Annotated in this window: 24 protein-coding genes and 1 other annotated feature; of the genes, 18 read left to right on the top strand and 6 right to left on the bottom strand. The window is 42.0% G+C overall.

Annotation, left to right across the window (positions count from 1 at the left end; translation table 11 throughout):
* The first annotated feature begins 66 nt into the window (after positions 1–66).
* Complete coding sequence (gene cydD / locus MCT08_RS06980; RefSeq protein ID WP_274676489.1) at positions 67–1854, top strand: heme ABC transporter permease/ATP-binding protein CydD; 1788 nt, start codon at positions 67–69, stop codon at positions 1852–1854.
* A complete protein-coding gene (gene cydC / locus MCT08_RS06975) occupies positions 1847–3568 on the top strand; it encodes a heme ABC transporter ATP-binding protein/permease CydC (protein ID WP_053309325.1) in 1722 nt (573 codons plus the stop codon). Before cydD ends, cydC begins: the two co-directional genes overlap by 8 nt.
* A 139-nt stretch (positions 3569–3707) precedes the next feature.
* Here cydC and rluB read toward each other — a convergent pair whose 3' ends face one another.
* The 3 genes from rluB to rnm all read right to left on the bottom strand — a co-directional run bounded on the left by rluB (position 3708) and on the right by rnm (position 6330).
* On the bottom strand, positions 3708–4724 hold the full coding sequence (gene rluB / locus MCT08_RS06970; RefSeq protein ID WP_053309324.1) for a 23S rRNA pseudouridine(2605) synthase RluB: 1017 nt from the start codon (positions 4722–4724) through the stop codon (positions 3708–3710).
* Positions 4725–4834: 110 nt separating this feature from the next.
* The gene (locus MCT08_RS06965) at positions 4835–5455 is read right to left on the bottom strand and encodes an L-threonylcarbamoyladenylate synthase (protein ID WP_168521758.1); all 621 of its coding nucleotides are present in this window, start codon (positions 5453–5455) and stop codon (positions 4835–4837) included.
* The gene (gene rnm / locus MCT08_RS06960) at positions 5452–6330 is read right to left on the bottom strand and encodes an RNase RNM (protein WP_171981241.1); all 879 of its coding nucleotides are present in this window, start codon (positions 6328–6330) and stop codon (positions 5452–5454) included. The genes MCT08_RS06965 and rnm overlap by 4 nt, the downstream gene beginning before the upstream one ends.
* A 63-nt stretch (positions 6331–6393) precedes the next feature.
* On the opposite strand from rnm, the gene trpL2 reads away from it, so the two are divergent.
* The 15 genes from trpL2 (at position 6394) to MCT08_RS06885 (ending at position 21515) form a co-directional block, all read left to right on the top strand.
* Positions 6394–6531, top strand: a complete 138-nt coding sequence (gene trpL2 / locus MCT08_RS06955; protein ID WP_080996294.1) for a tryptophan operon leader peptide — start codon at positions 6394–6396, stop codon at positions 6529–6531.
* Positions 6478–6581 (top strand) — a sequence feature (Trp leader region). It overlaps the preceding gene by 54 nt.
* Before the next feature lie 124 nt (positions 6582–6705).
* A complete protein-coding gene (locus MCT08_RS06950) occupies positions 6706–8271 on the top strand; it encodes an anthranilate synthase component 1 (protein ID WP_171981240.1) in 1566 nt (521 codons plus the stop codon).
* Between the two features lie 5 nt (positions 8272–8276).
* On the top strand, positions 8277–8867 hold the full coding sequence (locus tag MCT08_RS06945; protein WP_168786652.1) for an aminodeoxychorismate/anthranilate synthase component II: 591 nt from the start codon (positions 8277–8279) through the stop codon (positions 8865–8867).
* Positions 8868–8888: 21 nt separating this feature from the next.
* On the top strand, positions 8889–9887 hold the full coding sequence (trpD, locus tag MCT08_RS06940) for an anthranilate phosphoribosyltransferase (protein ID WP_053309318.1): 999 nt from the start codon (positions 8889–8891) through the stop codon (positions 9885–9887).
* Between the two features lie 5 nt (positions 9888–9892).
* Positions 9893–11302 carry a bifunctional indole-3-glycerol-phosphate synthase TrpC/phosphoribosylanthranilate isomerase TrpF gene (gene trpCF / locus MCT08_RS06935; protein ID WP_274678109.1) on the top strand — a complete coding sequence of 470 codons (1410 nt, stop codon included), beginning with the start codon at positions 9893–9895 and terminating at the stop codon, positions 11300–11302.
* Between the two features lie 57 nt (positions 11303–11359).
* The gene (trpB, locus tag MCT08_RS06930) at positions 11360–12550 is read left to right on the top strand and encodes a tryptophan synthase subunit beta (protein ID WP_053309316.1); all 1191 of its coding nucleotides are present in this window, start codon (positions 11360–11362) and stop codon (positions 12548–12550) included.
* The gene (gene trpA, locus MCT08_RS06925; RefSeq protein WP_274673712.1) at positions 12550–13356 is read left to right on the top strand and encodes a tryptophan synthase subunit alpha; all 807 of its coding nucleotides are present in this window, start codon (positions 12550–12552) and stop codon (positions 13354–13356) included. Before trpB ends, trpA begins: the two co-directional genes overlap by 1 nt.
* A 326-nt stretch (positions 13357–13682) precedes the next feature.
* Entirely contained in the window at positions 13683–14939 is a 1257-nt protein-coding gene (locus MCT08_RS06920) for a dicarboxylate/amino acid:cation symporter (protein WP_176245692.1), read from the top strand.
* Positions 14940–15144: 205 nt separating this feature from the next.
* Entirely contained in the window at positions 15145–16323 is a 1179-nt protein-coding gene (locus MCT08_RS06915) for an acyl-homoserine-lactone synthase (protein WP_274678108.1), read from the top strand.
* Positions 16323–18905 carry an ATP-binding response regulator gene (locus tag MCT08_RS06910; RefSeq protein ID WP_274678107.1) on the top strand — a complete coding sequence of 861 codons (2583 nt, stop codon included), beginning with the start codon at positions 16323–16325 and terminating at the stop codon, positions 18903–18905. Before MCT08_RS06915 ends, MCT08_RS06910 begins: the two co-directional genes overlap by 1 nt.
* Before the next feature lie 412 nt (positions 18906–19317).
* A complete protein-coding gene (locus MCT08_RS06905) occupies positions 19318–19569 on the top strand; it encodes a hypothetical protein (RefSeq protein WP_274678106.1) in 252 nt (83 codons plus the stop codon).
* Positions 19570–19655: 86 nt separating this feature from the next.
* Positions 19656–20219: a septation protein A gene (locus MCT08_RS06900; protein ID WP_274678105.1), complete on the top strand. Its 564-nt coding sequence runs from the start codon at positions 19656–19658 to the stop codon at positions 20217–20219.
* A gap of 111 nt (positions 20220–20330) precedes the next feature.
* On the top strand, positions 20331–20732 hold the full coding sequence (gene yciA, locus MCT08_RS06895) for an acyl-CoA thioester hydrolase YciA (protein WP_053309309.1): 402 nt from the start codon (positions 20331–20333) through the stop codon (positions 20730–20732).
* Positions 20733–20821: 89 nt separating this feature from the next.
* Positions 20822–21118 (top strand): YciI family protein, encoded by a 297-nt coding sequence (locus tag MCT08_RS06890; protein ID WP_053309308.1) that lies wholly within the window; start codon positions 20822–20824, stop codon positions 21116–21118.
* A gap of 1 nt (position 21119) precedes the next feature.
* On the top strand, positions 21120–21515 hold the full coding sequence (locus MCT08_RS06885) for a GspS/AspS pilotin family protein (RefSeq protein ID WP_274678104.1): 396 nt from the start codon (positions 21120–21122) through the stop codon (positions 21513–21515).
* 66 nt (positions 21516–21581) lie between these two features.
* On the opposite strand, the gene metE is transcribed toward MCT08_RS06885, so the two are convergent.
* The gene (gene metE / locus MCT08_RS06880; RefSeq protein WP_274678103.1) at positions 21582–23873 is read right to left on the bottom strand and encodes a 5-methyltetrahydropteroyltriglutamate--homocysteine S-methyltransferase; all 2292 of its coding nucleotides are present in this window, start codon (positions 23871–23873) and stop codon (positions 21582–21584) included.
* A gap of 263 nt (positions 23874–24136) precedes the next feature.
* On the opposite strand from metE, the gene metR reads away from it, so the two are divergent.
* Entirely contained in the window at positions 24137–25048 is a 912-nt protein-coding gene (gene metR / locus MCT08_RS06875) for an HTH-type transcriptional regulator MetR (RefSeq protein ID WP_171980996.1), read from the top strand.
* A gap of 16 nt (positions 25049–25064) precedes the next feature.
* On the opposite strand, the gene MCT08_RS06870 is transcribed toward metR, so the two are convergent.
* Both MCT08_RS06870 and MCT08_RS06865 read right to left on the bottom strand, forming a co-directional pair.
* Positions 25065–25265 carry a DUF4250 domain-containing protein gene (locus tag MCT08_RS06870; protein WP_171980995.1) on the bottom strand — a complete coding sequence of 67 codons (201 nt, stop codon included), beginning with the start codon at positions 25263–25265 and terminating at the stop codon, positions 25065–25067.
* A gap of 69 nt (positions 25266–25334) precedes the next feature.
* Positions 25335–26015 (bottom strand): hypothetical protein, encoded by a 681-nt coding sequence (locus MCT08_RS06865; RefSeq protein WP_274678102.1) that lies wholly within the window; start codon positions 26013–26015, stop codon positions 25335–25337.
* Positions 26016–26031: the final 16 nt, after the last annotated feature.

Raw genomic sequence — 26031 nt, 5'->3', positions numbered from 1 at the left:
CACTGGGCTTTCTTTTGTATACTAGCACCCTTCCGTTTACATAATAATTATCATTAAGCCTTCGAAATGGATAAGAAAAAACAACGTAGCTTGAATAATTGGCTCAAACAGCAGAGCAAACTAGCGAAACGCTGGTTGATGATCGCTGTCAGCCTTGGCGTACTATCAAGTGTGTTTTTGCTGGCTCAGGCCGCACTCCTCGCCTCCATTCTGCATCAACTGATTATTGAACATGTCGATAAAGCAGAGCTCATTCCCTATTTTGTGGGCCTAGCCGCCACCATCGCGATCCGAGCCGCTTGTGCTTGGGGACGTGAAATTGCCGGTTTTCGCTGCGGAGAACAGATCCGCATTTATATCCGTCAACTCATTTTAGATAAACTACGCGAACTTGGCCCTGCCTATATAAAAGGAAAGCCTGCTGGCTCATGGGCAACGTTATTGCTTGAACAAGTAGAAGATATGCAAGATTTCTTTGCTCGATACCTTCCGCAAATGTCACTGTCAGTACTGATTCCGTTCATTATTCTTATTGTGGTATTTCCCGTTAACTGGGCTGCTGGTTTAATTTTCCTCATCACCGCACCATTAGTGCCGATGTTTATGGCATTGGTTGGCATGAAAGCGGCGGACGCCAACCGCAAAAACTTTAAAGCACTGCAACGTTTGTCTGGGCATTTTTATGATCGCCTACAGTCAATGACAACGATCCGCTTGTTTGATCGCACCCAAGCAGAAACCGAGCAGCTCAGAGGTGCATCCGAAGTATTTCGTACTCGCACCATGGATGTCTTGAAGATTGCTTTTCTATCCTCAGCGGTATTGGAGTTTTTTACCTCAATTTCCATTGCTATTACTGCGGTCTATTTTGGCTTCAGCTTTATTGGTGAATTGAATTTCGGCTACTACGGAACCAGTATTACGCTCTTTTCGGGGCTATTTATCTTGATACTCGCACCAGAATTTTACCAACCACTGCGCGACTTAGGTACCTTCTACCATGCCAAACAACAAGCCGTTGGTGCTGCGGAAAGTATTGTCGAATTTTTAGAAACCGACGTGAGTAAAGTAAAATCAGGCGATCACGTTTTAGACGATGTAAAACATATAGAAATCAAAGCTCGAGATCTCGAAGTGTTCAGCCCCGAAGGCAAAAGACTGGTTGGCCCGCTTTCGTTTACCCTTGATGGCCAAACAACCACGGCGCTAGTTGGCCCAAGCGGTGCAGGAAAAACCAGCTTAATCAATGCAATTCTAGGCTTTATGCCCTATCAAGGAAGCTTAACTATCAATGGCATTGAACTAAGTCAAATTAATCACAACAGTTGGCGTAAACAGATCAGTTGGGTCGGACAAAATCCGCTTCTATTACATGGGACCATTTACGAAAATATTACACTCGGTCAAAACGATTTAAGTGATGATACGGTTCGAGCGGCCTTAGAGAATGCTTTCGCTGCTGAATTTGTAGATAAACACGGTCTTGAATACGCTATTACCGATCGCTCTGGCGGCTTGTCTGTCGGGCAAGCTCAACGTATAGCACTCACACGCGCTATGCTGCAAAACGGTAATTTTTGGTTGCTTGATGAACCGACAGCCAGTTTAGATGCGCGCAGTGAACAGTTAGTGATGAAAGGTTTAAATAGCCAAATTATCGATAAAACTGCATTGATGGTGACACACCAACTTGCACCGCTGAAGTCGGTACAACAAATCTTGGTGATGAATGATGGAAAGATTGTTCAAAGCGGTGATTACACCTCGCTCAGTCAACAAGCCGGGTTATTTGCCGATATGTTGTCAGCTAACCAAGCCTTAGATGAAAACAATAAGGGGAACCTTGATGCGTGATCTAATCCCTTATCTAAAACTGTATAAAAAACACTGGTTCGGCTTATCGCTGGGAATGCTTCTTGCCTTTTTAACCTTGTTTGCTTCTATTGGTCTATTAACTCTTTCGGGTTGGTTCTTATCCGCAGCAGCAATTGCAGGCTTAACCATTGCCCGAGAAACCTTTAATTACATGCTACCCGGCGCGTTTGTGCGAGGGTTCGCGATGGGCAGAACCGCAGGGCGTTGGGGAGAGCGAGTCGTAAGTCATAATGCAACTTTCAAACTGCTAACCGATCTACGTATTTTCTTTTTCCAAAAGCTTGCTCCACTTATACCAGGGAAAGTATCTAATTTAAGAGATGCCGACCTACTCAACCGCTTAGTAGCAGATATTGATGCCATGGATCATGTCTATTTGCGCTTGATCAGCCCCGTCACCGTCGGCATTTTTGGTATTACAGCCCTCACCGCTTTCCTATGTTGGTTTGACCTACAGTTAGGTTTAATACTCGGAGCAATTTTACTGACGCTGTTATTAGTCTGGCCTGTATTATTCTACAAATTGGGTAAACGCAATGGTGCAGAGCTAACGCAGCATAAAGCAGAACTACGCATTACGACATTGGATTGGCTGCAAGGTTATAGTGAGCTGACCTTATTTGGTGCAGAAAACCGTTACCGTGAAGCGATTCTTTCAGCACAAAATAAATTACTCGCCAACCAGTTTGCCAACGCCCATTTCTCGGGGCTTGCACAAGCTTTATTGATGCTGGCCAATGGCTGGACGTTAGTATTGATCATTTGGCTCGCCGCAGATGGCGTCGCAGGAAACCAACCCGATCCAATGATCGCCTTAGTCGCTTTTGCAACCATGGCAAGCTTTGAGCTGCTAATGCCAATAGCCGGTGCTTTCCAGCATTTAGGTCAGACTTTAACTTCAGCACGTCGTCTAAATGATGTCACTTTGGCAGATCCAGAAGTTCAATTTCCAACTAAAACTACTTCTCATAGCGGCCAATTTGATATTGAGTTTTCAAACCTAAACTTTCACTACCCTGATGGTGACCAAAGAGTATTAAACAATGTGAATTTGCATATTCCCGCAGGTCATCGTGTGGCAATTGTTGGCCAGACCGGTTCTGGAAAATCAACATTAATGCAGTTGCTTTCTCGCTACTGGGATCCTCAACAAGGTGAGATCGCGATTGCAGGCACACCACTTAAAAATTGGAATGAAAGTGATCTGAGAAAAACCATCAGTGTCGTTAGTCAACGGGTTGACGTGCTTAATGGTACCTTGCGTGACAATTTAGCGATGGCCGATCCAACAGCCAATGATGAGCAACTAGCACATGCATTAACACAAGTCGGATTAACCAAACTACTTGAAGACCAGGGTTTAGATGCTTGGCTTGGTGAAGGTGGTCGTCAACTTTCTGGTGGTGAGAAGCGCCGTATCGGTATTGCTCGTGCATTTTTGCATAATGGTTCGATTCTATTATTGGATGAGCCGACAGAAGGTTTAGACAAACAAACGGAACAGCAAATCACCGCGTTGTTTAAAAAACACTTTGCCAACAAAACCGTCATTTTCATTACCCATCGCTTAGTCGAGTTAGAATCAATGGATGCGATCTGTTTGATTGAACAAGGGGAGATTGTTGAATACGGCAGTCACCAAGCTTTATTAGCTCAGCAAGGTCGTTACTACCAACTCAATCAAAGTTTGTAAGGGTGAAGGCTTGGTGATACTACGATCACCAAGTTCAGAAATAAGAAGACTTACACTTTAATCAACAATCCCAAAGCTACCAATAAAAATCCCGAGCAAAGCTCGGGATTTTTAAAACTTCATTATCTCAATGTAAACATTAAGACTGGCGACGAGGTGCTTTCGCCTTACCTGCAGGGCTGCGACCATTGGGTTTGCGTCCACCTTGCTCTGCACCGCTATTACGCGTGCTTGATGCAGGTTTACGACGACCTGTTGTGGTCCCATTGGTTGTACGAGTACTTTTCGGCTTACCTGTTGTCGTTGTCACGCGCTCTTCATGACGTTTAACAGCACGACGAATCTTTTGGCTACGTGAGCGTTCACGTTTACGCGACGTGTTGTCTTTACTTAGATCAAGCATCGTTTCTTTTTCAGGACGCAGTTCGACCAGTTCACGCAAGTAGTTGACATCTTTAAGATCAAGCTCTTTCCAACCACCACGAGGTAATTTCTTATCAAGGTAGATATCACCATAGCGAACACGTTTCAAACGGCTGACGGTTGTTTCTTGAGATTCCCATAAACGACGAACTTCACGGTTACGACCTTCGTTGATAACCACATAAAAAGTATGGTTCATACCTTCACCACCGGCATAAACAATATCTTCAAAGCGAGCCATACCATCTTCAAGTTGTACGCCCTTTACAAGGTTACGTACTTTTTGCTCGTTCACTTCACCGAAAACTCGCACCAAGTATTCACGCTCAACCTGACGGCTTGGGTGCATCAAACGGTTAGCCAGTTCACCATCAGTAGTAAACAGCAATAGGCCAGAAGTATTGGCATCAAGGCGGCCAACAGAGATCCAACGAGAACCACGAATTTTTGGTAGGCGATCAAACACCGTACGTCGGCCTTCTGGATCATGGCGGGTACACAGTTCACCTTCAGGTTTGTAATAAGCTAGAACACGACACACCACTTCTTCTGGCGCTTTGACTGACACAACATGCCCATCAACTCGCACTACAGCGCTGTCATCTTCTAGGCGTTCGCCTAACGTAGCTACCTTGCCATTAACACTTACGCGCCCTGTTCTAATCAACGCTTCTAACTCTCGACGAGAACCATGACCTGCTCGTGCTAAAACTTTTTGTAACTTTTCGCTCATTTATTTACCTTTGTGTCGTCTTCACAGACGTCGAATGAAAAAATGCGACCCCAAAATCGCGGCCGCATAGTATCTCAAATTCTACGTCAAAAAGCACCCGTTTTGATTACCTACTCAAATGGCGTTGGATCACCAGCCCCAACGCGAGTAATTACCATTTCATCATCGCTAAAATCAATTACTGTCGTCGGTTGTTCGCCTAAGTAACCGCCGTTTAATATTACATCGACAGCATGTTCTAGACGATCGCGAATTTCTTCAGGATCAGACTCTGTATGTGTGTTCCCAGGCAGAATGAGTGATGTCGACATCAGTGGCTCACCCAATGCTTCCAATAAATCTAAAGCAATACGGTTATCCGGAACACGGATACCGATAGTTTTACGCTTCGCGTTCATAAGACGACGCGGGACTTCTTTGGTTCCTTTGAAAATAAAGGTATACGCGCCCGGTGTATTGTTTTTTAACAGACGAAAAGCGGTGTTATCGACACGAGCATAAAAAGAGAGCTCAGATAAGTCGCGGCACAATAGGGTGAAATTATGCTTATCATCAAGGCGACGAATTTGGCAAATACGCTCTAAAGCTTGCTTATTCTCTAACTGACAGCCTAGTGCGTAACCTGAATCCGTTGGGTATACGACAACACCGCCATTACGGATAATAGCAACCGCTTGGGTGATCAAGCGCGCCTGTGGGTTTTCTGGATGAACGTAAAAAAACTGGCTCATTGTAATTCCTCATTATCGAGTCTCTCGACTCTATCTATAGGGTTTAAACCCCAATCTTTCCAGACAGGTTCGACTCCAGAAGGCAACCAAAGGTTTCGCCCCAATTCCATCCACGGTGAGGGGTAATGAAAATCACTGCCTTGAGAAGCTAATAGTTTGTATTGTATAGCATAATCCGCCAAATTGCGTCGTTCTTGTTGTGCTTGTTGTGGTTGTGCCACTTCCATTGCATCACCGCCGGCTTCAACGAATGCGGTTATTAGGCGCTTGAGCCACTTGGTCGTCAAGTCATATCGCCCCGGGTGAGCCAGCACTGCCAGCCCTCCGGCACCGTGGATCGCTTGGATGGCATCATTCATTGAACACCAATTAGGTGGTACATAGCCTGGCTTGTCACGGGTAAGAAACTTTTTAAACACTTGCTGCATGTTTTTGGCAAACCCTTGCTCTACCAACCATTTGGCGAAATGAGCGCGGGTTATCGGAGCTTCCCCAGCAATCATTTGTACTTCTTCGAGTACCCCTTCGCGAGTTGATTTTTGTAAGCGGTGTGCAATCAGTTCAGCACGTTTAACACGGTGGTTCTGCTGCTGCTCTATTAAAGCCACCAGCGGGGCAGATTTAGGATCGACATTTAACCCTACAATGTGGATGTCTTTATTCTGCCAAACGGTCGAAACTTCAATACCATCGATAAGTTGAATAGGTAGCTGATTCTGTTCGATATAGTCATGAGCCATGGCTAACGCATTGATGGTATCGTGGTCAGTAATGGCGAGTACTTCGATATCAAAGCTCAACGCCCTATCAATCAACGCTTGCGGAGAAAGTCTTCCATCAGAAAAAGTAGTGTGACTATGTAAATCAATTCTCATAATTTCAATTTGCCGTTTTTAAGGCTTGACTTTTCATCCGGGTACTAGTTAACTAGTACACAAATGCAAAGTACATATCTAAGGTTGACTATGTTACAAGAATTTAACCAAAACCATAATCACAATTTAAGCGCAGTTTCTGCTGAGCTCGATTGGTGGCGCACTTGGTCAAGTTCTTGGTGGGCTCACGTGTACTTTTAAAAGTAAACCACATATTCACGAAGCCCGCTTACATCAGCGGGCTTTTTATTTTGTCGGACAACTCACATTCAACTGAACAATAAAACAGCAAATCGCCTAAAACGTCGATTGGGTCATGAAAAGGATTGTGCGAGTATGAACGACAGGAACTTAAAAAATCATGAAGGATGTCTTGTGAACAAGGCCATTGAAATTAAAAAGTTAGGACGTATTGAATTGCTGAATACTTCAGTTCAATACACGCAGGATCCAACACGTCTTTTCCATTCACTTTGTGAATCAAAAACCGATTGTTTATTGCTTGAATCAGCAGAAATCGATTCAAAACAAGATTTAAAAAGCCTACTGCTGATTGATGCCGCTGTGCGTATTATATGCTTTGGTCACGTTGTCACCTTTCAGGCATTAAGTGATAACGGGCAACATCTTATTGAGCACTTGCACCGTAATATCAAAGCGGACATTACACATCGTCTTCAAGGAGATACATTAACTCTCGAATTTCATGCTGCGTGCGATACGTTAGATGAAGATTCGCGCTTACGTGAAGCCTCTTCTTTTGATGCGTTGCGCCTTGTTCAGCACAGCTTTGACCTCACCAACCAAGATAAACACGCTCTTTTTCTTGGTGGCTTATTTGCCTACGATTTGGTGGCAAACTTTGAGCCACTTGGTGATGCAGCAGCGACAAACCAATGCCCTGACTATGTGTTTTATGTAGCTGAAACTCTGATGGTCATTGACCACCAAACCGAAGTTTGTCAGTTACAAGCCAGTTTATTTGAACCTACAGATGAGGTTCGTGTCGCTCTGAAAGCACGTTTAGCGGCTATTGCTGAGCAAAGCCTTGCACCAAAGCCGCTGCCTAAAGCAAAAACAATTGCCAACCTTGATGTCGTGCCTAGTGTCACTGATGAAGCCTTTTGTAATACCGTTCGTGATTTAAAAGAATACGTGGTGAAAGGCGATATCTTCCAAGTAGTGCCGTCACGCCGTTTCACGCTGGCTTGCCCTTCCCCGCTTGCCGCTTATAAGCAATTAAAAGAGAGTAACCCAAGCCCGTACATGTTCTACATGCAAGACGAACGCTTTACTCTCTTCGGAGCCTCTCCTGAAAGTGCATTAAAATACGCAACAGAAACCAACCAAATTGAAATCTATCCCATCGCAGGCACTCGCCGCCGCGGAAAACGCCCTGATGGCAGCATTGATTTTGATCTAGATAGCCGCATTGAACTTGAATTGCGCTGCGATAAAAAAGAGAACGCTGAACATATGATGCTGGTCGACCTTGCACGTAATGATGTCGCACGCATTTCTCAAGCAGGGACAAGGCACGTGGCCGATCTATTAAAGGTCGATCGCTACAGTCATGTAATGCATCTTGTGTCACGCGTAGTCGGTCAATTAAGAGACGATCTCGATGCACTGCACGCCTACCAAGCTTGCATGAATATGGGCACGCTGACTGGTGCACCAAAAATTCGAGCCATGCAACTGATTCGTGATGTAGAAAAAGCTCGTCGTGGCAGTTATGGCGGTGCGGTTGGCTACCTGACTGGTGAAGGCGATCTCGATACCTGTATTGTCATTCGTGCCGCTTATGTCGAAGATGGTATTGCGCAAGTTCAAGCTGGTGCGGGGGTTGTTTATGATTCAGACCCACAAGCAGAAGCTGATGAAACACGTGGTAAAGCTCAAGCCGTTATTTCCGCGATTCAAGCGGCACATAAGGAGTAGTCAAAATGGCTAATATTATTTTTATCGACAATTTTGACTCATTTACCTACAACCTAGTAGATCAGTTTCGATCTTTAGGCCATAGCGTGACCATTTATCGTAACAATATTGCGGCGCAAAACATTGAACATGCGGTTAATCAACTTGAAAATCCGGTTGTTTTACTCTCTCCAGGACCAGGAGCGCCCTCGGAAGCTGGTTGCATGCCAGAGCTTATACAACGTTTAAAAGGAAAAGTACCGATGATTGGCATATGCCTTGGCCACCAAGCGATTGTCGAAGCGTACGGCGGTACCGTTGCAGGAGCCGGTGAAATCATCCACGGAAAAGTATCGATGATGGCACATCAAAACCATGCTATTTATCAACAGCTTCCATCACCACTAGCCATTGCACGCTATCACTCATTGGTTGCAACTCATGTTCCTAGCTCACTGACAGTAACCGCAGAAGTTGATGGACTAGTGATGTCTGTTGTACAAGAACAAGACAAAGTGTGCGGATTTCAATTCCATCCCGAATCTATTATGACGACACATGGCGCAACTTTGCTCGCCAATGCCATCGATTGGGCTTTAGCAGAACAGACAATTTAACCGGATTGAAAAGGACTTTTTATGGAACAGATCATTAATAAACTGTATGCCCAGCAGTCACTATCTCAAGCAGAAAGCCAACAGCTATTTGACGTCATCATCCGTGGTGAGCTTGATCCTATCTTAATGGCCGCAGTACTAACGGCATTAAAAATTAAAGGTGAAACACCACAAGAAATAGCTGGTGCAGCCAAAGCCCTGTTGGCAAATGCCTCACCATTCCCAAGACCAGATTACGATTTTGCCGATATCGTCGGAACCGGTGGTGATGGCTCAAATACTTTCAATATCTCTACCACTGCTGCTTTTGTCGCCGCTGGTTGTGGAGTGAAAGTCGCGAAACATGGTAACCGAGGCGTATCGAGTAAATCTGGATCTTCTGACCTTCTTGACTCATTCGGTATTAACCTCGCAATGAGCGCGGAAGATACCCGCAAAGCAATCGATGATTTAGGCGTGGCTTTCTTATTCGCACCGCAATATCACGGTGGTGTTCGCTATGCGATGCCAGTACGTCAGACGATGAAAACGCGCACCATCTTCAATATATTAGGACCACTGATCAACCCAGCACGGCCCAATATTGAATTGATGGGTGTTTATAGCAAAGAACTGGTTCGCCCCATCGCAGAAACCATGTTACAAATGGGTTTAAAACGTGCAGCAGTTGTGCACGGCAGTGGTTTAGATGAAGTCGCTATACATGGCGAAACGCTAGTAGCAGAAATACGTGACGGTGAAATCATCGAATACACCCTTCGCCCAGAAGATTTTGGGGTCGACAGCTACCCACTTGAAGCAATTAAAGGCGGTGAGCCTGCGGAAAATAGAACCATTATTACCAACCTACTGACAGGAAAAGGCACTCCAGCTCAATTGGCTGCGGTTGCTGTCAATGTAGCTCTACTGCTTCGACTTTTTGGTCAAGAAGACCTTAAGGCCAATACAGAACAAGCTATAACGGTGATGAATTCGGGCAAAGCCTATGAGCTTGTCCAACAATTAGCGCAACGAGGTTAAGCCAAATGTCTGAGCAACTCTCTGAACATATTTCAACGCAACATACTCAGATGGCTGAAGTGTTGGCAAAAATCGTCAATGATAAATACCAGTGGGTGGCACAACGTAAAGCAGTACAACCACTGGCAAGCTTTGAACACTTACTGACTCCTTCAGATCGCTCTTTTTATCAAGCACTCGATACAGGAAAAACCGCCTTTATTTTAGAATGTAAAAAGGCATCACCATCTAAGGGATTGATTCGTGAAGATTTTGATTTAGATTACATCGCTTCCGTTTATAACGAGTATGCCAACGCGATTTCTGTTCTAACCGATGAAAAGTACTTCCAAGGTGATTTTGAGTTTTTACCGCGTGTTCGCTCACAAGTAAGCCAACCTGTTATCTGCAAAGATTTCATGGTTGATACGTATCAAGTCAATTTAGCTCGCCATTATGGCGCTGATGCTATCCTATTGATGCTTTCGGTGCTCGACGATAGTCAGTATCAAGAGCTTGCAAACGTAGCTCATGCTCTTGGGATGGGCATTCTTACCGAAGTCAGCAATGAGGAAGAACTTCAACGCGCGGTCGCATTAAAAGCCAAAGTGATTGGTATCAATAACCGTAACTTGCGTGATCTTTCTACCGATCTCAATCGCACTAAGCAACTCGCACCTTTATTACCCAAAGAAACCATCATCATTTCTGAATCGGGAATTTATACCCACCAACAGGTGCGCGACCTCGCCCAATATGCCAATGGCTTTTTAATCGGCAGTTCGCTAATGGCTGAAGACAATTTGGAACGAGCGGTTCGTAAAGTCACATTGGGTGAAAATAAAGTGTGTGGCTTAACTCACCCAGACGATGCAGCTAAAGCCTACCAAGCAGGGGCTGTATTTGGCGGATTAATTTTTGTGCCGCGGTCAAAGCGGTGTATCGATGTTGAAACGGCCAGTTCAATCATCAACAGTGCCCCTTTGGATTATGTGGGTGTTTTCCAAAATCATCAATTTGAATACGTCGCACATACTGCATCAACACTCGCACTGCATGCGGTACAGTTACATGGCGATGAAGATCAAACTTATATTGATTCATTAAGAACAGCCTTACCAGACAACATCGAGATTTGGAAAGCTTATGGCGTAAGTGATCATTTACCGACTTTCATTGAGCATAACGTTGATCGCCACTTACTCGATGCCAAAGTTGGCATGCAGTCTGGCGGAACTGGAACCAGTTTCAATTGGCAACTGTTGACCAATATCAGAGATGTCATGTTAGCGGGTGGGATATCTGCAGACAATGCCCAGCACGCGGCCAGTTTTGGCTGCTTAGGGTTAGACCTAAATTCCGGAGTAGAAAGTGAGCCTGGAAAAAAAGACCTGCACAAGCTGACCCAAGCTTTCAGCGAGATTAGAAATTATTAATAACACATTTATTACCGTTGAATCGCTCAGCGGTAAAATAGAATAAGGAATACAATTATGGCTAAGCTCGATGCTTATTTTGGTGAGTATGGTGGTCAATATGTGCCACAGATTTTAGTACCCGCTCTCGATCAATTGGAACAGGCTTTTATTGATGCACAAGAAGATGAGCAATTTCGCTCAGAATTTATGTCTCTGCTTCAAGAATACGCAGGCCGCCCAACTGCACTAACCCTGACTCGCAACTTGGTTAAAGGGACTAAAACGAAACTGTACCTCAAACGTGAAGATCTACTGCACGGCGGCGCACACAAAACCAACCAAGTACTAGGCCAAGCACTGTTAGCTATGCGTATGGGCAAGAAAGAGATCATTGCTGAAACCGGTGCAGGTCAACATGGTGTAGCAACAGCACTAGCATGCGCATTACTCGGTTTAAAATGTCGTGTCTACATGGGAGCAAAAGACGTGGAGCGCCAAAGTCCCAACGTGTTTCGTATGAAACTCATGGGGGCAGAGGTCATCCCTGTTCACTCCGGTTCTGCCACCCTAAAAGATGCATGTAATGAAGCTTTACGTGATTGGTCTGCCAGTTATGAAACAGCTCACTATTTATTAGGCACTGCCGCAGGCCCTCACCCGTTTCCTACCATTGTTCGTGAATTTCAACGTATGATCGGCGAAGAAACTAAGCTGCAAATTTTAGCACGTGAAGGTCGACTACCAGATGCAGTGATTGCCTGTGTTGGTGGTGGTTCTAACGCCATCGGTATGTTTGCTGACTTTATTGAAGAAAAGGAAGTACGTTTGATTGGTATTGAACCTGCGGGTAAAGGCATTGACACCGACCAACATGGCGCACCACTAAAGCATGGCAAGACTGGTATTTTCTTTGGAATGAAATCTCCACTAATGCAAGACGAGAATGGCCAAGTTGAGGAATCTTATTCTGTATCCGCAGGCCTTGATTTCCCATCGGTCGGTCCACAGCACGCATATCTTCATTCAATTGGCCGTGCTGAATACGACAGTATTACCGATGACGAAGCGTTAGAGGCATTCCAAGCGATTGCCCGTAACGAAGGTATTATCCCTGCGTTAGAATCGTCACACGCTGTCGCTCACGCAATTAAGATGGCTTACGCTGAACCAGACAAAGAGCAGCTATTGGTTGTCAACCTATCCGGTCGTGGCGACAAAGACATATTCACTGTTCATAAATTGCTAGAAGAAAAAGGAGCGTTGTAATGGATCGCTATCAAACTCTATTTCAGCGCTTAGCTGATAAAAATCAAGGTGCTTTTGTTCCATTCGTTACCATTGGTGATCCAAACCCAGAGCTGTCTTTGCAAATCATGCAAACGTTAGTAGATGCAGGTGCCGATGCATTAGAGCTCGGGATGCCATTCTCAGACCCACAAGCTGACGGGCCGACAATACAAGGGGCAAACATTCGAGCGCTCGAAGCAAATACAACACCAGACATCTGCTTCGACCTGATCCGTAAAATTCGTGAGCAGCACCCAGACTTGCCAATTGGTCTGCTGATGTACGCTAACTTGGTTTACTCAAGAGGTATCGATAATTTCTATCAGCGTTGTCAAAGTGCAGGCGTTGATTCCGTACTCATCGCTGATGTTCCGACTAACGAAAGCCGAGATTTTGTCGTCGCAGCCGAAAAGTATGGGATTCACCCAATCTTTATTGCACCGCCAACAGCCAGTGACGAAACACTAGAATCGGTTGCGAAGCTTAGCGGTGGTTATACCTACTTACTTTCTCGATCAGGTGTAACTGGAACTGAAACCAAAGCGAACATGCCAGTTCATGCACTGCTTGACCGACTGAATCAATTTGACGCACCGCCTGCTCTACTGGGTTTTGGCATCTCGGAACCAGCTCAAGTTAAGCAAGCCATTGAAGCTGGCGCTGCGGGGGCAATATCAGGCTCTGCTGTAGTTAAGATTATTGAACAAAACATTGCTCAGCCACACGAAATGTTAACCGGTCTTAGCAAATTTGTATCAAGCATGAAAGCGGCGACCATCCGATAATTATTCATCCAAACTTCTCTATGAGATCGATTTCTTACTCCAAAGTAGAAATCGATCTTTTTATTAACATGTAAACCCGACAGATAAAGCATTCGCCAGCTCCGCAAAACAAAAATCCACATTCACCACGACAATAGCAATCGTTTACCCACGCGTTAAATACCATTTTAAATCAACTTACTATCAATATTATTGTCAATTCACTTTCATGCAATGTTGCTAAATGTGAAATATCCGTGTAAAAAGCTATACGAGATATTTATCCTACATTTGTTATTTATATAGTGGGTAATACTGGGATTTTACAATTAATTAGCACAGAGGTTATGGAAGTGTTAAAAGAGAAGAGTTTACTAAGCAACATTGGCGTTCAAGTCGTCATTGCTATGATCGTTGGTACCGCCGTTGGTGCCATGATGGGGCACGAGGCGGCGATGTTTGCCCCACTCGGCGTGATTTTTATCAACCTAATTAAAATGCTAGTCATTCCATTGGTTGCTGTTGCATTAATTTCTGGTGCTGCAGGCCTTGGTGATAGTCAATCAGCAGGAAAAGTTGGGGCGGTAACTTTAGGCTACTTTGCTGTAACTTCAGCACTAGCAGTTGCTCTAGCACTATTGATGGGTGAAGTGTTCCAACCAGGTATTGGTATCGATGTGTCCGGTGTAGAGGGGATGTTTTCTGCCGAATACGCATCAAAAGGTGAATTACCTACTTTTTGGGCGACCATCACAGGTATGATTCCAACCAATGTTTTCCAATCACTGAACAATGCAAACATTCTACAGATTCTTGTCTTCTGTCTATTTTTCGGTGTTGCCATCTCTAAGCAAAGCAAAGAAAAACGTGATCCAATCATCAATGGCGTAAACGTTATTGTTGATGCGATGGTTTGGATGATCAACAAAGTAATGATCATTGCACCGATTGGTGTCTTTGGCCTGATGGCAGAAGCCGTAGGTACTTTTGGCTTTGGTGCGTTGATGGTGGTATTTAAACTATTTGTTGTTTACGTTGCTGCAATTTTGATTTTTGGATTCATCGTTTACCCATTGATGATTCAGATATTCACCAAAACATCGGCGAAAAAATTCATTCTTGCGATGAAAAAACCACAAGCCGTTGCCTTATCCACAGCCTCTTCTATGGCTACGCTACCAGTAACCATGGATACGGTAGAACATGAACTTGGCGTTCGTAATTCAACAGCCTCTTTTGTTTTGCCATTAGGTGCAACGATTAATATGAGTGGTAATGCAATTTACTACGGTCTAGTTGCCATTTTCTTTGCTCAACTATTTAATATTGATCTTTCAATGGGTGCCTATATTGCAATTATTGTTACCGCTACGTTAGGTGCAGTAGGCCAAGCTGGTGTACCCGGTCCTTCATTCCTTGTGGTCGCCGTTCTATTAGCGGCAGGTATTCCAATTGAAGGTTTACCATTATTGTTCGCACTTGACCGTATCTTCGATATGATACGCACAGCCCTAAATATAACGGGTGATGCTGCTTGTGCTGTCATCGTGGATTCTCTTGTGGAAGAAGAAATAGAAACTGAACTTCAAAAACAACAAGCTTAAAACTACCCTATAAAAAATATCGATGGGCTACCGAAAGGTAGCCTTTTTTCATTTAAAAATGAGATAGCCTGTAATAAATAGATATAATGATTATTGAATAAAAAAAACACTACTGATATTTTCCAATAAATTAAGAATAGGAAGGGAAATAATTATTAAAACAACCCTTCATACATAAAAAACACGTCAGTAGCGAGATTAAATAATGGATATCATTAAGGCTCTAGAGCATGAACTATATATTAATTGCAAATCAAACAAAAAAAACATATTTTCTTTATTCAAGCTAATAGAAAAAAACATATCACCCTCCATTTGCTATGAGTTATTAAATTGCAGACTCGCCATAACAAAAAAAATTGACCCAACTACTGAAAAGTTAAATATTGCAGGTTGCATAAAATCTCCCGCTTATAAACAATCTCTTACTCATGAAGTTCCTGACTGGCCTAAAGAATATCATTTATTAGAAAAAATAATTCATCGCGATTTTCTGAACATAGCTCAGTTCTGGTGTGAATTTGAAATATATAAGATTAAATCTAAATATCCAGAGAATGAAGATAATAAGCATAAAAAATTACCATTATTGGAAGAAGCGTATCACTCTAAGATAGTTGAGAATATACAATTATCTCAAAAGCTATACTACACACTGCATCATACACAGCCCATGTCATTGTCCGATGCTATATTATTAATGAATCTTTCAACTTTCATTGCAGATAAAGGTTGGTATGAAATGCTCGAAAGTTTGACGATATCGTCTACAGGAAGGCACTTTATACTACTAACAAAAACTAACGAGTCTATTTCCACGATTGTTGGTTCCGCTAGAATTCAATTATGGAATGAACGTCATGCTTGGCTTTCCTTTTCTCCTTTTTTCACCAATGAAGGTTGGCAGCCATGCATTCATGATAGTATTATAAATAGCCCCCTTCTTACCAAAGTTTTCAAGACTAGTTGTATACCAAAATTAGATTCTATTCATTCATTCGAAAAATATTTCGATGATAAAATTCTCAAAAAAAATCATATTTGTGAGGTTATTAGGCTTAGTATAAGTGGGACCGTCCAAGAATGTATATTTTATTTATTCCTTACACAAAAACACCTTATAAGAGAATTAGATGAAAGGGGGTTCTATATGGCTTACGTCATAATAGAACAGCCTTGGTTGATGAATTTTTATCAAGAATTAGAACTTAATGGCTATCTTAGTAGTAGTTATAAAAACTTAAATGACACCGGAAGAAATACATACAAAGGATTTTGGATTATCCCTAATCTAAAATCCGAGCTTAATAACACATCCTTTAAAGATTACAAAAACATTGTTATTAAAAACAAGAAAAGATCAGGTAATTATAGGAATGATTAATGTTTGATAACATAATGTATCCAAAAGGAATATTTTTAATATCATCCTCTATTATTGTACTAATATGGTTGTTATATTTTTGTCTATCCTTGAAAAAAATTTCATTACTAAAAGGAAAAGATAATAAAAGAAATAATAAATATGCAGTGGCGCATTTTTTTTACATTGTTTATACATCAGGATTATTCATATGGATTCTAATGAATTTGTACTTCCATACTAATTATTTGATTATTTATCCTCCTGAGAATGCGATATATATAGCAACTTTAGCCAACCTGGCCGGATTTAGTTCTTTCGCCTCTGCATTTTTATTTTCATGTAGTCTGCGCTCGACCATTTCCTCAGTCCCCACTCCGGCTTGGAAGTATGTATTGCTAGCTGTTGTTTCATCATATGCTTACGTTGTCAATATCGTACCAGGGTTAGTAATCAAATCTATCGATATAGTTACTCCAAGTGATTTCATAATCAAATTTGGCCCCTACACTAGCAGTTTTTTTGCTGGATTTATCTTAATAGTTTATATGACTTTTAGTAATCTATTATATTTGAGAAAAGCAACGAATAGGCTTGGTAAGACCAAAATGAATTATATGCTTTGTGGTATAGTCATTTTTATGATTTCCACAGCAGTTCTAAATATTGGCTTTACTTATTTACTTAACGATTTTTCACTCACTTGGCTCCCGCCAACACTATCAATCAGTGAAATATTTTTTTTTGGTTATGCTTTACTTACTGTTAGGTTTTATAGTTATAGATATATTCTATATGAATTAACACTAACATGCGGGCTTATTATAGCTTATACCATTCCATTTTTTTTCATAATTACCTTTGCGTCGAAAATTTCAATCGAAATGATTTGCATACTCGCAACAGTATGGTTCATTTTCTCTGTGGCAATTTGGAATAACATTCATAAACTAATGAAGATGGCTTCATCCAAACTGGTTTATGGGTCAACGCTTACACCTATTGATAAAATTTTAAATCTTGAACAAGAATTCCAAAACTCCGTAGAAGAATCCATTAAAAAATTAGCAAAAATCCTCGACATTCCTAAAGAAAAACTACAACTAGTCACCAATGATTATAATAATGGTAACTACTCTGAGTACCTTTCTACTCATCGTTCGATATTAATCGCAGATGAAATAAGTGATGATCTGGTACTGACAGAAAAATTACATGAATTACAAGATATAATGGGTTTAAACAATACTGCTTTAATCTTGCCTCTTTTTGATCAAGATTATAAAGTTTCACATTTATTGGTATCTCAGTATAAAACTGATGGTTCGCTATTCTCAAGTGAAGAAATACATGCTCTACAATTTCTCATTAGTAGAGTTCAAGGTTATATCAATGCTCATAGAAAAATAACCCAGTATCAATCACTTGCCCACTCCATTGCCCACGAAATGCGTACCCCATTAGCTATGGTTCAGCTTCAATTTGAAGATTTGAAAAATAAAATTGATGCTAATCAACCAGTCTCAGAATTGTTCGCTTCAATAAACAAGGGGAAAACAGCCATACTAAACGGAAGGCAAATAATTGACATTATATTACATGAAGCACGAAATTCATCTACGAAACAAGAATCAACATCTTTTTATCGAATATCTTACGTTATTTCACAAGCTCTAAGTCGATACTGTTTTGAAAATTATGCTATTCGTCAACGAGTTGTTTTTCATAACAATCAGGATTTTTTAGTTAATTTAAATGATACAATGTTTAGCTTTGTTATTTTCAATCTAATCCGAAATGCCACTTACTATTTTGACTCTCATCCTAATAGTAAAGTGGATATTATTATTGATACTGGCCAACAAGAAAATTGTGTCATATTTAGAGATACTGGGCCAGGTATAGATGCCAGTATAAGCCAAAAGATATTTGATGACTTTTTTACATACAATAAAAGTGGCGGTAGTGGGTTAGGATTAAGCTACTGTAAGCGTGTGATGGAAACCTTTAGTGGACGTATAGAATGTCATTCAATTCCAGGTGAGTTCACAGAATTTAAGCTTTATTTTCCTACTGTAAATATTACTAATAAACAATACCCTTTTTGCTTATCAACACTAACTACACAAGATTTATATACTATCAAAGATAGCGTGGAAGTCTTCAATGTAGATAATATGACACCCATCAAGAAAACCATATTAGTTGTTGATGATCAGCCAGTTCAAAGAGCGTTAGTCAAAGTTTATTTAGAACAGCTTGGCATGAATGTTATTCAAGCTCATAACGGAGAATCTGCTATTAACCATTTTTTAAATAGTCACATAGATTTAATATTAATGGATATTCAAATGCCTAAAATGAATGGTTTTGATGCAAGTAGGCGAATTAAGCAACTAAAGCCATCCATACCCATTATTGCCCTTTCCGGAGAGTCTTCTGAATACGACTTAAGTTTAATCGATAAACTAATGGATGGGAGATTGGTGAAACCAACGACTAAAGCGGAGTTACAAGCCGCCGTTTATAGATACACAGCTAATCCCAAGCATGAAGCCTCCCTATGTCTAAACAACTTAGAATTGCAGGTAGACGGCAAGTAAGTGAATCCCCTTAAGCGGAGATAAACGATGTGATTGAGGTAAGCTACGCTGCCAACGTCGCTGCAACTTCAAATAGGAAGTATATACATAGCTTAAGTATGGTTGCTTGTATGTGATTATTTTGCATTGCAATTTGCAAAATCACATCATGTACGCCTAAAGTTAAGTTGTAGATTCATGTAATAGACGAGTACATCATTGGCATTAATATTGCAAAGAGCAAATATCCCCCTTCATGTGTTTATACCTAAATAACTTGAAGTTTCAGGTCGGCGGCAAGTAAGTTCATTCCAATGAGCATAGATAAACGGTGTGATTAGGGTTAGCGGACATAGCCAACACTGCTACAGTTTCAAAAATGCAAAGTATGTGATTTTTAACAAGAGTGAAGGATGAACTTGGAGTCTCAGTAATGGATATACACAGAAATGCTTATTACAGTTTAATTCACTATGGAATCAAAGAACTGATGATTGACCGTATTGGTCATTTTAATGAAGTCGAGTACCGTCAATATCTTGGCTTCATTACAGGTAAAGATTCTTGTTTTTCAATGACAAATGAAGAACTTGTAATTACCGTCGCTAACCTTAAAAGCGAAGGTTATTTAGAAGATATGAAGCGTGGCATCTCACAATTAGAACCTAGCGGTTGGGAAAGGTAATTTGTGTCGAATTGCCTCTTCCTATTTAGCTATAGCGTACTTTTCGTTAGACTGTCGTCAACATTCCAACCAAAGTGTTCATACTGATGAAACAACTTATTGATTTTATTCCACTGATTATCTTTTTTGCTCTATTTAAAATGTACGATATTTACGTAGCGACAGGTGCATTAATTGTCGCTAGTGCGGTACAAATTGCCCTAACTTATGCGCTCTACAAGAAAGTAGAAAAAATGCAACTCATCACTTTTTTGATGGTGGCTGTATTTGGTGGGATGACGATATTCCTACACGATGATAACTTCATTAAATGGAAAGTCACCATTGTCTACGTTGTCTTTGCCTTAGGTCTCACTATCACCCACATTATGGGTAAATCGGCAATCAAAGGGATGCTTGGCAAGGAGCTATCTTTACCTGATCATGTTTGGGCCAAAATTAATTGGGCTTGGGTACTGTTTTTCTGCGTCTGTGCTGTTTTAAATATCTATATCGCGTACCGATTGCCTTTAGATGTCTGGGTAAACTTCAAGGTATTTGGTTTACTAGCCGCAACTTTTGCCTACACTCTACTCACTGGGGCGTTTATTTATAAACATTTACCTAAAGAAGATAAAGCGACAGAAGCCAATCAATCTAAGGACAGCTAACTACTCATCCGATGACTCTGAGGGTGTAAATCATGTCTTGTTTCGCTATAATCTACAGTCATTTCACAGCGACCATTTGGTCGCTGTTTCGTTTGTTGCGGATGTCTAAAAATGAATCAGGAAAATAACGCTCCTAGAGGTCAACTATTGCTGCGCACCCTTGCAATGCCAGCAGATACAAATGCCAATGGTGATATTTTTGGCGGATGGATCATGTCTCAGCTTGATTTGGCTGGCGCCATTCTAGCTAAAGAGATATCGAGTGGACGGGTGGTCACAGTTTCTGTATCCAGCATTACCTTTAAAAAACCAGTAAAAGTCGGTGATGTTGTCTGCTGCTACGGCGAATGCACGAAAATTGGACGAACGTCGATGTCAGTAAACCTTGAAGTATGGGTGAAACCTATCAAGCAAGATAGTGTCGGCGATCGATTCCAAGTGTGCGAAGCCACTTTTAACTATGTCGCCATCGATGCAAATGGACGTCCACGAGCTATTAACCCGGGTAGCTGATCAAAAAATTGAGTTTGATTACTTTCAATCTCTATCGGTTTGAGTACATTAAGGCTTCGACTGAAAAATCAATCAATAAGGACATCAATATGTGGTACGTCATCTTCTCACAAGACGTGGAAAACTCTTTGGAAAAACGCATGAGTGTCCGACCGCAACATTTGGAGCGCTTACAAAAACTGCAAAATGAAGGCCGTTTGCTTACAGCTGGACCTATGCCTGCCATTGATTCTGATAATCCCGGAGAAGCAGGGTTTACTGGCTCAACCGTTATCGCTGATTTTACGTCTTTACAGCAAGCGCAAGCATGGGCTGACGCTGATCCCTATGTTGAGGCTGGAGTTTACCAACACGTTATCGTTAAACCCTTCAAAAAAGTTTTTTAAAATGAAAAAAATCGCTTTTGTCATCTCTATAATCTTGCTGGTGACTGGCTGTAGCTCAAGTGCTGACAAACAGAAACAAGAACAGTTAGAACTCTTGGCGAGTAGCCGCGCCAGTGTTATCAGTAGTGAATTACCTTTAGAATTTGGTCCTCTTTCGGTTATGAGAGCCATTTCAAAAGGCAGCACCGTTGAAATTATGATGATTTACAATTCTGATCACCAAGGTGCCAAGCCCATTGATCAAGTATTGAAAACAAGTATTAATGCCTACTGCTCTGACTCTTTAACAAAGTCAAACCTTGATATCGGTTTAACTTACCGTATTCAGATTCGTAATAATCGTGGTCAGTTGATGATCGACCAGTTCGTGACTAAAGAAAGCTGTACTGTCCAATAGAGATCATTTTAACTGCGCTCTTATTGTATAAGGCCTCATCCTGAGGCCTTAATTAGATCAAAGAACCTAGCGGTCAAAGGTTAGCTCTTTACGTAGTGCTTTGGCTGCCAGAACTAAATTGGTCAACGCTGCTTCAGTCTGAGGCCAGTTACGTGTCTTCAAACCACAATCTGGATTAACCCACAGACGCTCCGCTGGGATCTTCTCGGCCGCTTTTCGGACTAAACCCTCAATCCATTGCTGTGATGGGATATTCGGAGAGTGAATATCGTACACTCCTGGTCCTATTTCATTCGGGTAATTGAATTCTTCAAACGCTTTCAGCAGTTCCATATTAGAACGCGATGTCTCAATAGTAATCACATCGGCATCCAATGCTGCTACAGAGTCAATAATTTCATTAAATTCGCTGTAGCACATATGAGTGTGGATCTGTGTCTCTGGTTTCGCACTGGCGGCTGAGATTTTAAAGGCCTCCACCGCCCATTGTAAATACGCCTCATGATCACGCTTTTTCAGCGGCAAACCTTCTCGAATAGCAGGTTCATCAATTTGGATTATATTAATGCCTGCCTGTTGTAAATCGGCGACTTCGTCACGCAACGCAAACGCCAATTGTTGAGTAATTTCCTTCCGAGAAATATCTTCACGAGGGAATGTCCAGCATAAGATCGTTACTGGCCCTGTTAGCATGCCTTTCATCTGTTTAGACGTTAGCGACTGAGCATAAGTTGACCACTTAACGGTTATTGGCTTCTCTCGCTCTATATCTGTCACCACAATGGCTGGTTTAACACAACGAGAACCGTAACTTTGAACCCACCCAAACTGAGTGGTTTGAAAGCCCGCAAGATTTTCAGCAAAATATTCCACCATATCGTTACGTTCAGCTTCACCGTGCACCAATACGTCCAAATCTAATGCCTCTTGGCGTTTTACAGCATCGGCAATGTGGCCTTTTAATGCCGCTACATATTCGCTTTCAGAAAGTTGACCTTGGCGATAAGCACTACGTTGGGTGCGAATTTCCGCTGTTTGAGGAAAAGAACCTATCGTTGTTGTTGGCAAAAATGGCAAACCAAGAACTTCCGCTTGGTGATGCGCACGCTCTGCATAAGGTGCGCTTCGCTCCGACAATGCAGAAGTAATACTATTTACGCGAGCTTGGACCTGAGGTTTATTCACATGAGTTGCACTCTGACGCGCTACAATCGGCAAACTATAGGTATCACAAGATAAAATAGCGGCTGGATCGCCATCTAATGCCTTGCCCAATAAAGCCACTTCCGTCACTTTTTGCTTAGCAAATGCGAACCAACTTTGAACCTCCGTTGATAAACTTTGCTCAAGATCTAAATCTATCGGGCTATGCAGTAGTGAGCATGAACTCGCAATCCATAATCGCTCACCCAACTGATTTTTCACCGGCTGTAGACGAGCTAATAACGCAGCAAGATTGGCTCGCCACACATTTCGCCCATTTACGACCCCCAACGAGAGTACCCAATCACTTGGCAACTTTTCGACTACAGCTTCAAGTTGTTCTGGAGCGGCGGAAAGGTCGATATGTAAGCCGTGAACCGGCAGCTCAACAATCTTATCGAGCGTATCAACCACCGAATCAAAATAGGTAGTTAATAACAATTTCACATCACCACTGATCACTTGGTAAGCCAGTTTTAGTACATCTTGCCACTCTTTCTCTAACTCTAACGATAAAATCGGTTCGTCGATTTGCACCCATTCAACGCCTTGTTTAGCTAACTTGGCAAGAATGGTTTGGTATGCGGTTAACAAACGAGGTAATAAAGTGAGGCGATCAAACCCTTCTTCTATTTCTTTACCTAGATAAAGATAACTAAGTGGACCAAGCAACACCGGTTTCACTTGATGCCCGGCCTTCAACGCTTGATTGGTTTCTTCAAATAACTGTGGCCAACTGACACTAAACGTATCATCTTGGCTAAATTCGGGCACAATGTAGTGGTAATTCGTATTAAACCACTTAGTCATATCTGACGCTGCACTACCAGCACAGCCACAGCTTGCTTGCGATTGACCACGGCCAACGCGAAACAAAGTGTCTAAATCAGGAAAACCATTATTGTGGCGCTTAGGAACATGTCCGAGTAGCAATGTGGTGGTGAGCACATGATCATACCAAGCAAAATCCCCTACTGTTGTAAAACTAAGCCCAGCTTGCTGCTGTAGAGCCCAATTGTGCTGACGAATGGTGCTACCCACTTGTTTTAATTGATCTTGTGTACTTTCTCCACGCCAATATTTTTCAAGCGCAAACTTGAGTTCACGTTTTTCACCAATACGCGGATAACCTAAAATGTGTGTGGTTGTCGTCATCTTCCTAGCCCTTATTCTGTTGGTAGTGTTGAACTTTTATCTTGATAATTAAGAAGTCCAGATGGCTAAACTATCCACTTGAATGGGCCAGCGAACAACATCCAATTATTCAACATGTTCATTAAATAAATTCATGTTATTTTCGACAACGTTAGGTCACCTCAAAATAAATAGCCATCTAGATGTTTACAGCTCCCTACATACAGCGTAAGTTAGTGCAATTAAAGCCATCTATTTCAAGAGATAATGAGGAAATAGTCACGATGATCGAACTTAAGCATTTGCGAACGTTAGCTTCGCTAAGAGATTCGGGTTCATTGACCTCGACCGCAACGTCTCTCCACTTAACACAATCAGCGCTTTCACATCAGATTAAAGATTTAGAGGCAAGAATTGGCGGGCAGTTGTTTTTACGCAAAACTCGTCCTGTAAAATTCACCTCAGAGGGAGAAATTTTACTCAAACTTGCCGATGAAATTTTACCCAGAATGGCAAGAGCTGAAAACGAATTAGCGAGTCTGAAAGAAGACGTAAATGGGCGTTTGCACATGGCAATTGAGTGTCACTCTTGCTTCCAGTGGTTAATGCCAGCATTAAAGGAATATCAACTGGCTTGGCCAAGTGTCACGTTAGACTTTTCATCCGGCTTCGGTTTTGAACCCTTACCCGCTTTGCTAGCAGGAGAACTTGATCTTGTCATTACTTCCGATATTTTGCCTCGATCCGAAGTCCACTACGAGCCTCTATTCGACTTTGAAATGCGTCTTATCACCTCAACCGCTCACCCTCTTGCAGAAAAAACGATCATCGAACCTAGCGATTTAGCCTCGCAAACCATGTTGACTTATCCGGTCCAAAAAAACCGCTTGGATGTCGTAAAACACTTTCTGCAACCCGCAGGCATTGAGCCAGCAAAATGGAAACAAGCTGATAACACATTGATGTTGGTACAAATGGTATCTGCAGGTTTAGGGGTAGCCGCACTGCCTAATTGGGCAATCAGTGAATTTTCTAGGCAAGGACTGATCACCAGTAAGCCATTAGGTAACGGTTTATGGCGGCGGTTATTTGCAGCCACCCGTCATAGCGAAAAAGATAAACATTATCTGCAAGCTTTTTTCGTCACCGCTCGACAACAATGCAAAAGCCACCTTGATGGCATCAAGATGGCTTGATAGTTAAACAAAAATATTAACGGGAATAGGATTTGAATTGGTTAGTCAGTGGATCGTATTGGTAACCTAAGACATCTAGTTTACCAATAACACCTTCCACATCCATTTCGTACATACTGGCAAGTTCTTCAAAGCTGTCGCACTCTAAGCGCAGTTTTTCATTCACAATGCCCAGTAAAATAACACTATCAAAGCGGCTGACGTTACTTAGGTCCATCACAAGCTCCTTTACCAAAGAGGTAATAAAAGCCTAGTCGCAAAATCATCTGCAAAAAGTGACCAATATCTAGAGAATAAATAAACCTTGGAAACTTGTGCTTGCCGCTAACATAAACAGTAGGGCAATACCTAACTGGATTTTTTCTGCACTTTTTGAAAATAAAATATGCCAACACCAGGCGATAATTCCTGCGATCATCAAACCAAAACTGGTTAGCAAAGCCAATGTCGCTTGTGTTAACGCTTGATCATCTAAGCCATAAGCTTTCGGTACAACACAAAGTGCAACCCCCATCGCACATAAAATGCCGATGATAGGAAGTAGTCGGTGAAATGCTTGCAGACGCGTACGTGCAATCGTCAACAGTAGATGAGAAAAACATGATCCAAGTAAACCCACTAATATCACATTGGCAACGGATGCTGGCCAATTCGCCTGCTCAGACACCAGAATGGCAACATAAGCTAATGACAACCCGTTAGCTAGATAAAGTACCCATAATGGGCCTTCATCACGTGTTTTCTTGGTTTGTACTTGAGAGTAAAAATAGAAAATGGCAAATACGACCATGAACGCTTCAATTTTAATAGAAGCCACCGCGAGCCACAAAACGCCAATCGCTGGCAATAAGCGGTGAATACGCCCACGTTGCCCCGGACAAATCTCCCCTCTAACTAATACGAGAGTCAAGATAATTTGTGCACCCAGTAACATCGGAGCAAAAACAGAAAGTAACGATTGAATCATGCTATATGGCCATTAA

This window comes from Vibrio aestuarianus (genome assembly GCF_028858425.1).
Lineage (GTDB): Bacteria > Pseudomonadota > Gammaproteobacteria > Enterobacterales > Vibrionaceae > Vibrio > Vibrio aestuarianus.
Note: the sequence above shows the minus strand (reverse complement) of the source record. Positions and strands in the feature narration are given on the sequence as shown.

Excerpts from the sequence above, each read along its gene's own strand:
- rnm (WP_171981241.1), bottom strand. The coding sequence starts at position 6,330 with ATGAGAATTGATTTACATAGTCACACTACTTTTTCTGATGGAAGACTT.
- MCT08_RS06905 (WP_274678106.1), top strand. The coding sequence starts at position 19,318 with ATGGATATACACAGAAATGCTTATTACAGTTTAATTCACTATGGAATC.
- yciA (WP_053309309.1), top strand. The coding sequence starts at position 20,331 with ATGAATCAGGAAAATAACGCTCCTAGAGGTCAACTATTGCTGCGCACC.
- MCT08_RS06910 (WP_274678107.1), top strand. The coding sequence starts at position 16,323 with ATGTTTGATAACATAATGTATCCAAAAGGAATATTTTTAATATCATCC.
- rluB (WP_053309324.1), bottom strand. The coding sequence starts at position 4,724 with ATGAGCGAAAAGTTACAAAAAGTTTTAGCACGAGCAGGTCATGGTTCT.
- trpB (WP_053309316.1), top strand. The coding sequence starts at position 11,360 with ATGGCTAAGCTCGATGCTTATTTTGGTGAGTATGGTGGTCAATATGTG.
- MCT08_RS06945 (WP_168786652.1), top strand. The coding sequence starts at position 8,277 with ATGGCTAATATTATTTTTATCGACAATTTTGACTCATTTACCTACAAC.
- trpL2 (WP_080996294.1), top strand. The coding sequence starts at position 6,394 with ATGCAAAGTACATATCTAAGGTTGACTATGTTACAAGAATTTAACCAA.
- MCT08_RS06965 (WP_168521758.1), bottom strand. The coding sequence starts at position 5,455 with ATGAGCCAGTTTTTTTACGTTCATCCAGAAAACCCACAGGCGCGCTTG.
- MCT08_RS06885 (WP_274678104.1), top strand. The coding sequence starts at position 21,120 with ATGAAAAAAATCGCTTTTGTCATCTCTATAATCTTGCTGGTGACTGGC.
- trpD (WP_053309318.1), top strand. The coding sequence starts at position 8,889 with ATGGAACAGATCATTAATAAACTGTATGCCCAGCAGTCACTATCTCAA.
- metR (WP_171980996.1), top strand. The coding sequence starts at position 24,137 with ATGATCGAACTTAAGCATTTGCGAACGTTAGCTTCGCTAAGAGATTCG.
- MCT08_RS06900 (WP_274678105.1), top strand. The coding sequence starts at position 19,656 with ATGAAACAACTTATTGATTTTATTCCACTGATTATCTTTTTTGCTCTA.
- MCT08_RS06890 (WP_053309308.1), top strand. The coding sequence starts at position 20,822 with ATGTGGTACGTCATCTTCTCACAAGACGTGGAAAACTCTTTGGAAAAA.
- cydC (WP_053309325.1), top strand. The coding sequence starts at position 1,847 with ATGCGTGATCTAATCCCTTATCTAAAACTGTATAAAAAACACTGGTTC.
- MCT08_RS06865 (WP_274678102.1), bottom strand. The coding sequence starts at position 26,015 with ATGATTCAATCGTTACTTTCTGTTTTTGCTCCGATGTTACTGGGTGCA.
- MCT08_RS06870 (WP_171980995.1), bottom strand. The coding sequence starts at position 25,265 with ATGGACCTAAGTAACGTCAGCCGCTTTGATAGTGTTATTTTACTGGGC.
- trpCF (WP_274678109.1), top strand. The coding sequence starts at position 9,893 with ATGTCTGAGCAACTCTCTGAACATATTTCAACGCAACATACTCAGATG.
- MCT08_RS06920 (WP_176245692.1), top strand. The coding sequence starts at position 13,683 with ATGGAAGTGTTAAAAGAGAAGAGTTTACTAAGCAACATTGGCGTTCAA.
- cydD (WP_274676489.1), top strand. The coding sequence starts at position 67 with ATGGATAAGAAAAAACAACGTAGCTTGAATAATTGGCTCAAACAGCAG.
- metE (WP_274678103.1), bottom strand. The coding sequence starts at position 23,873 with ATGACGACAACCACACACATTTTAGGTTATCCGCGTATTGGTGAAAAA.
- trpA (WP_274673712.1), top strand. The coding sequence starts at position 12,550 with ATGGATCGCTATCAAACTCTATTTCAGCGCTTAGCTGATAAAAATCAA.
- MCT08_RS06915 (WP_274678108.1), top strand. The coding sequence starts at position 15,145 with ATGGATATCATTAAGGCTCTAGAGCATGAACTATATATTAATTGCAAA.